This is a genomic window from Geothrix sp. (genome assembly GCF_049292215.1).
Taxonomy (GTDB): Bacteria; Acidobacteriota; Holophagae; order Holophagales; family Holophagaceae; genus Geothrix.
In genome coordinates this window covers 1-4,991 of sequence record NZ_JBATQW010000082.1, presented here as the reverse complement: position 1 = coordinate 4,991, position 4,991 = coordinate 1, and the positions used below count along the sequence as shown (strand labels likewise).

Below are 4,991 nucleotides of genomic sequence, written 5' to 3'. Positions count from 1 at the left end.
GCTTCGGCGCGGGCGCCTGCCGGGCCGCGGGCCTGGATGCTTCCGCCATCCAGCGGGCGCGGCGGGCGGTGCAATCGCTGGCGCGTTTCCTGCCCTCGCCTGCCGAGCCAGCGGACGCAGAAACGCGCCTACTGAAGGCCCTGCTCCTGGCCTATCCGGATCGCGTGGGACAGCTCTCCACCAACGGCACCTGCGCCTTTGCCGGAGGTGGGGGCGCCAGGCTGGACCCCGCCAGCCGCGTGCGGCGACCCGGGCTCATCCTGGCCCTGGAGGCCGAGGCCGTGAAGCAGGGGACCGGCGGCCAGACCCTCATCCGCCAGGCCTCGCGCTGCGAAGCCGACTGGCTGCTGGAGGCCTTCCCCGAGTGGCTGGAGGACATCGATGAGCTGGTGTTCAACGCCTCGGCCGGCCGCGTCGAACGCAGGACCGAGATCCGCTACGACGGCTTGAGCCTTGACGTCAGCCGAGGGCCCGCAGATCCGGCGGATCCACGCGTGGCAGAGCTGCTGGCGCAGGCCCTGATGGAGCGACCACTGGACGAGGTGCCTGCCCGCATGCTGGCCCGGCTGGCCTTTCTGCGACGGCACCGCGCGGACCTCGGCCTGCCCGAGAACCTACGGCTGCCACTCCTGGCGGGCGCCTGCCGGGGCAGATCCACCCTGCGCGAGGTCCAGGACGTGGACTGGTCCGCAGCCCTGCGGCAGGCCTTTCCCGCAGAGACCCTCCGCCTGCTGGACAGCTGGGCCCCCGAGGCCATCCAGCTGCCCAAGGGGCGGCCCACCAAGGTCCACTACGAGGACGATCCCCCTTGGATCGCCTCGCGGCTCCAGGACTTCTGGGGCCTGAAGAAGTCCCCTGCCGTGGCGGGCGGCGCCGTGCCGCTGGTTCTTCACCTGCTGGCCCCCAACCTGCGCGCCGTGCAGGTCACCACGGACCTCGCCGGCTTCTGGCAGCGGGTCTACCAGGAGCTGCGACCGGGGCTCTCCCGGCGCTATCCGAAGCACCACTGGCCGGAGTGAGGCTACCCTTTCCCCATGCTCACCTTCCGCCCCATCCGCCCCGAGGATGATCCCGCCGTGGCGGCCATCATCCGCCGGGTCATGCCGGAATTCGGCGCCGATGGTCCCGGTTTCGCCATCCACGACCCCGAGGTGGATCACATGAGTGCCGCCTACTCGGAGCCCGGCTCGGCCTACTTCGTGGTGGTGGATGAGCAGGACCGGGTGGTGGGAGGTGCGGGCATCGCGGCCCTCGAAGGCGGCGAGCCCGGAGTCTGCGAGCTGCGGAAGATGTACTTCCTGGAGGAGACCCGGGGCCAGGGCATGGGTGAAACCCTGCTGCGACACTGTCTGTCGGTGGCGCAGGATCTGGGCTACCGGACCTGCTACCTGGAGACCCTCTCCGGCATGGACCAGGCCATCCGCCTCTACGGCAAGCTCGGCTTCAAGCCCCTCTGCGCGCCCCTGGGTCGCACGGGTCACGGGGGCTGCGACCACTGGTTCGCCCGGGAGCTGGCATGATCGTCGGCCTGGGCACAGACCTCTGCCCCCCCAGCCGCTGGCGTCACCTGGTGGAGCGCTTCGGGGCGGAGAAGTGCGCCGGGCGGATCCTTCATGCAGAGGAAGCCGCCTACCTGCTGGGGGGCAACCGGGAGCGCCTGCCGGAGCGCCTGGCGGGGCGCTGGGCCCTGCGGGAGGCCTTCGGCAAGGCCCTGGGCCAGGGCCTGGATGGCTGGTCCTGGAAGGAGCTGCGCTACGTCAACGGCCGCCTTTGGGCCGTGGGGGGCCTGGCCGATCTGCTGGCCGACCGGGACATCCGGGTCCTGCATGGCAGCGTGAGCCATGACGGGGACCTGGCCTTGGCCGTGGTCATCCTGGAGCGTTAACCGGGCTGAAACTCAAGGGTCCCCGTTTCGGGCCGATCCCGGGGGCAGGACGACCCGATGGATCCACTCCAGGCCAAACAGCAGATGACCCTTGCCGAGTTCCGGAGCCTCCGGGACTTCATCTATGCCAAGTCGGGCATCTTCTTCAGCGAGTCCAAGCAATACTTCCTGGAGAACCGGCTCAGCAAGCGGATCGGGGAGCTGAAGCTGAGGACCTACGGGGATTACCTCTCCCTGCTGCAGGGCAGCCAGGGGGCTGCAGAGCTGAAGCGGCTCTTCGTGGAGATCACCACCAACGAGACCAGCTTCTGGCGCAACCCGCCCCAGATCGAGGCCTTCCAGAACATCGTGCTCCCGGACGCGGCCAAGCAGGCGCGCGAGCGGGGGCAGAGTCGGCTACGCATCTGGTCGGCGGCCTGCTCCAGCGGCGAGGAACCCTACACCCTGGCCATGATCTGCCAGGACCTGAAGGACACGGTCCTGCGGGGCTTCACGGTGGAGATCCTGGGGACGGACATCAGCGAGAAGGTGCTGGCCCAGGCCCAGGATGGCGTCTACAACAGCTACACCCTCCGCAACCTTACACCGGACCAGCTCCAGCGCCACTTCATCCCCCTGGGGAAGGACCTCTTCCAGGTGAAGCCCGAGCTTCAGCGGCTCACGAGCCTGCGAAACTTCAACCTTGTGGACTATCCGGCCTACCGGCAGCTAGGCGCCTTCGATGTCATCTTCTGCCGGAATGTCCTCATCTACTTCGACGAGTCAGTCAAATCCCAGGTCCTCAAGGGTTTCCACGGCCAGCTCCACCCCAAGGCCTATCTGCTGGTGGGACACAGCGAAAGCATCCATGCTTTCAACACCGGTTTTGAACTGCTGCATTTCAGCAAGGCCATGGGTTACCGGAAGCGGACCTGACCCGTCGGGAGCGAAACATGCCCATCACCCCCCAAGAACTCATCGCCAACCTCGGAGACCTGCCGCCGCTTCCACAAGTGGCCTCCCAGGTGCTTCGCGTATCCGCCGATCCCGACGCCAACGCCGAGGACCTCCGCAAGGTCATCTCCATGGACCAGGCCCTCACCAGCCAGATCCTGAAGATCTCTAACTCCGCCATGTTCGGCATGGTGCGGGAAGTCACCACCCTGACCCAGGCGATCATGACCCTGGGATTTTCGACCATCAAGAGCGTGGTCATCGCCAGCTCTGCCAAGAACCTCTACCACCGGGGCGCCGTCGGTCTCCAGGAGCGGCTGATCTGGGAGCACGCGCTCGTCTCCGCCATCGCCAGCCGCGCCTTCGCGAAGAGCCTCCGCTTTCCGCGCATGGAGGAGGCCTTCATCGGCGGCCTGCTGCATGACATCGGGAAGTCGGTCATGGGCGTGAAGTTCCCCGAGCGCTACGGAGCCCTGCTGCGCACGGTCTACAACGAGCAGGGCGTCTGTCTGGACCTCGAGCTGGATACCTTCGGCTTCGACCACGCCATGGTGGGCGAGGCCCTGGTGAACAAGTGGAACCTGGCCCCCAGCCTGCAGGCGGCCGTGCGCTTCCACCACGACCCCGTCCACGCGCCAGAAGATTACCAGGAGGTGTCCGCCATCGTGGCCCTGGCCAACCACCTGGCCCTGGAGGAGAAGGTGGGCATCGGCAGTCCCCAGCACCTTGAAGGCGCTTCCCTGCAGGCCATGGAGATCCTGAAGCTGGGCCCCGAGGCCCTGACCGGCATCAAGGAAGGCGTCCGGACGGCCATTGAGCAGGACAAGTCCATGATCGCGGAGTTCTGAAATGATTTCCCGGGAGCAGTTCACCTCGCGCCTGAAGGCCAAGACCCTTCCGAGCCTCCCCCTGACGGTGGTGGCCCTGGGTGAGGCCGTTCAGGACGAGCGCTGCACCGTGGACCGCATCCTTGGCATCCTCTCGAAGGACCCCTCTCTGTCGGCCACCCTGCTGCGCCTGGCTAACTCGGCCCTGTACGCCGGCGCGGATTCCGTCATGGATCTCAGGACGGCCGTGCTCCGCCTGGGCTTCGACGCCATGGCCAACCTCGGGACCGGCGCGGCAGTCATCCGTACCCTGAAGGGCGGGAACCACCTCGATGCCCTTAAGCTCTGGCAGCACAGCGTGGCCGTGGGCCTCACCGCCAAGGGCGTCTGCATCCTGGCCAAGCGGCACGGGCAGGCGGAAACCGCCTTCCTCTGCGGCCTGCTCCATGACATCGGGAAGATCGCCCTGGATACCTGCTTCCCCGAAGCCTACGCCGAAGTGCTCAAGGCCGTGGCCGAGGGCGCCTACTTCGTGGACGCGGAGCGCGCCCTGCTGGGCATGGACCACGCCGAGGCCGGAGCCCTGCTCGCCGCCGACTGGTCTTTCCCGGAGACCATCGTGGACGTGATCCGCGACCACCACGACCCCAAGCCCGAGGACTTCCTACCGAACCTCATCCACCTGGCCGACCTGCTGGTGCGCACCCGCATCCCCATGGGCCCCGCCGACGAGCGATTGATGATCTCCCTCGACGATCTGCCGGCCTTCAAGGCTGTGCTGGCCGGTGCCCTGCACAAGGATCTGGACGTGGAACGGATGACCTTCTCCATCGACGACGAAGTGGACCACGCCCTGGCCTTCGTCGAAGTGGCTTTCCAGGCTTGAGGCTGAACATGACGATCCGGATCCTGGTGGTGGACGACAGCCCCTTCATGAGGAAGTCCCTCCAAAAGATGCTGGAGGAGGCACCGGACCTGCGCGTAGTCGCCACGGCCCGGGACGGCATCGACGCCTTGGAGAAGATCCAGGAGCACAAGCCCGACATCGTGACCCTCGACATCGAGATGCCGCGCATGGACGGCCTCACCTGCCTGAAGAAGATCATGGCGGACTTCCCCATGCCGGTGCTCATGGTGTCCAGCCTCACCCAGGAAGGTGCCCAGGCCACACTCGATGCCCTCTCCCTCGGTGCCCTTGACTTCATTCCCAAGGAAAGCGGCTTCGCCAGCCTGAGCATCCTCCAGATCCAGCACGACCTGCAGGAGAAGGTGCGGCGTCTGGCCACCAGCCCCCGCTTCCACAAGACAGGACCGTCCGCCCCCGCCGCACCGGCCCATGCCCCCTC

General features: G+C 67.1%; 7 protein-coding genes. All 7 read left to right on the top strand.

What is annotated here, in order from left to right:
- A partial coding sequence (locus WAS25_RS14160) for an ATP-dependent helicase C-terminal domain-containing protein (RefSeq protein ID WP_422313220.1) occupies positions 1 to 1,019 on the top strand: 1,019 nt, incomplete at its 5' end.
- A gap of 15 nt (positions 1,020 to 1,034) precedes the next feature.
- The gene (locus WAS25_RS14155) at positions 1,035 to 1,520 is read left to right on the top strand and encodes a GNAT family N-acetyltransferase (protein ID WP_422313218.1); all 486 of its coding nucleotides are present in this window, start codon (positions 1,035 to 1,037) and stop codon (positions 1,518 to 1,520) included.
- Positions 1,517 to 1,885, top strand: a complete 369-nt coding sequence (locus WAS25_RS14150) for a holo-ACP synthase (protein ID WP_422313216.1) — start codon at positions 1,517 to 1,519, stop codon at positions 1,883 to 1,885. Before WAS25_RS14155 ends, WAS25_RS14150 begins: the two co-directional genes overlap by 4 nt.
- Before the next feature lie 57 nt (positions 1,886 to 1,942).
- On the top strand, positions 1,943 to 2,800 hold the full coding sequence (locus tag WAS25_RS14145; protein WP_291200948.1) for a CheR family methyltransferase: 858 nt from the start codon (positions 1,943 to 1,945) through the stop codon (positions 2,798 to 2,800).
- Between the two features lie 17 nt (positions 2,801 to 2,817).
- Complete coding sequence (locus WAS25_RS14140) at positions 2,818 to 3,666, top strand: HDOD domain-containing protein (RefSeq protein ID WP_422313212.1); 849 nt, start codon at positions 2,818 to 2,820, stop codon at positions 3,664 to 3,666.
- Position 3,667: 1 nt separating this feature from the next.
- Positions 3,668 to 4,531, top strand: a complete 864-nt coding sequence (locus WAS25_RS14135; RefSeq protein ID WP_422313210.1) for an HDOD domain-containing protein — start codon at positions 3,668 to 3,670, stop codon at positions 4,529 to 4,531.
- A gap of 8 nt (positions 4,532 to 4,539) precedes the next feature.
- Positions 4,540 to 4,991 (top strand): response regulator (locus WAS25_RS14130; protein ID WP_422313208.1); only part of this gene is annotated, 452 nt, incomplete at its 3' end.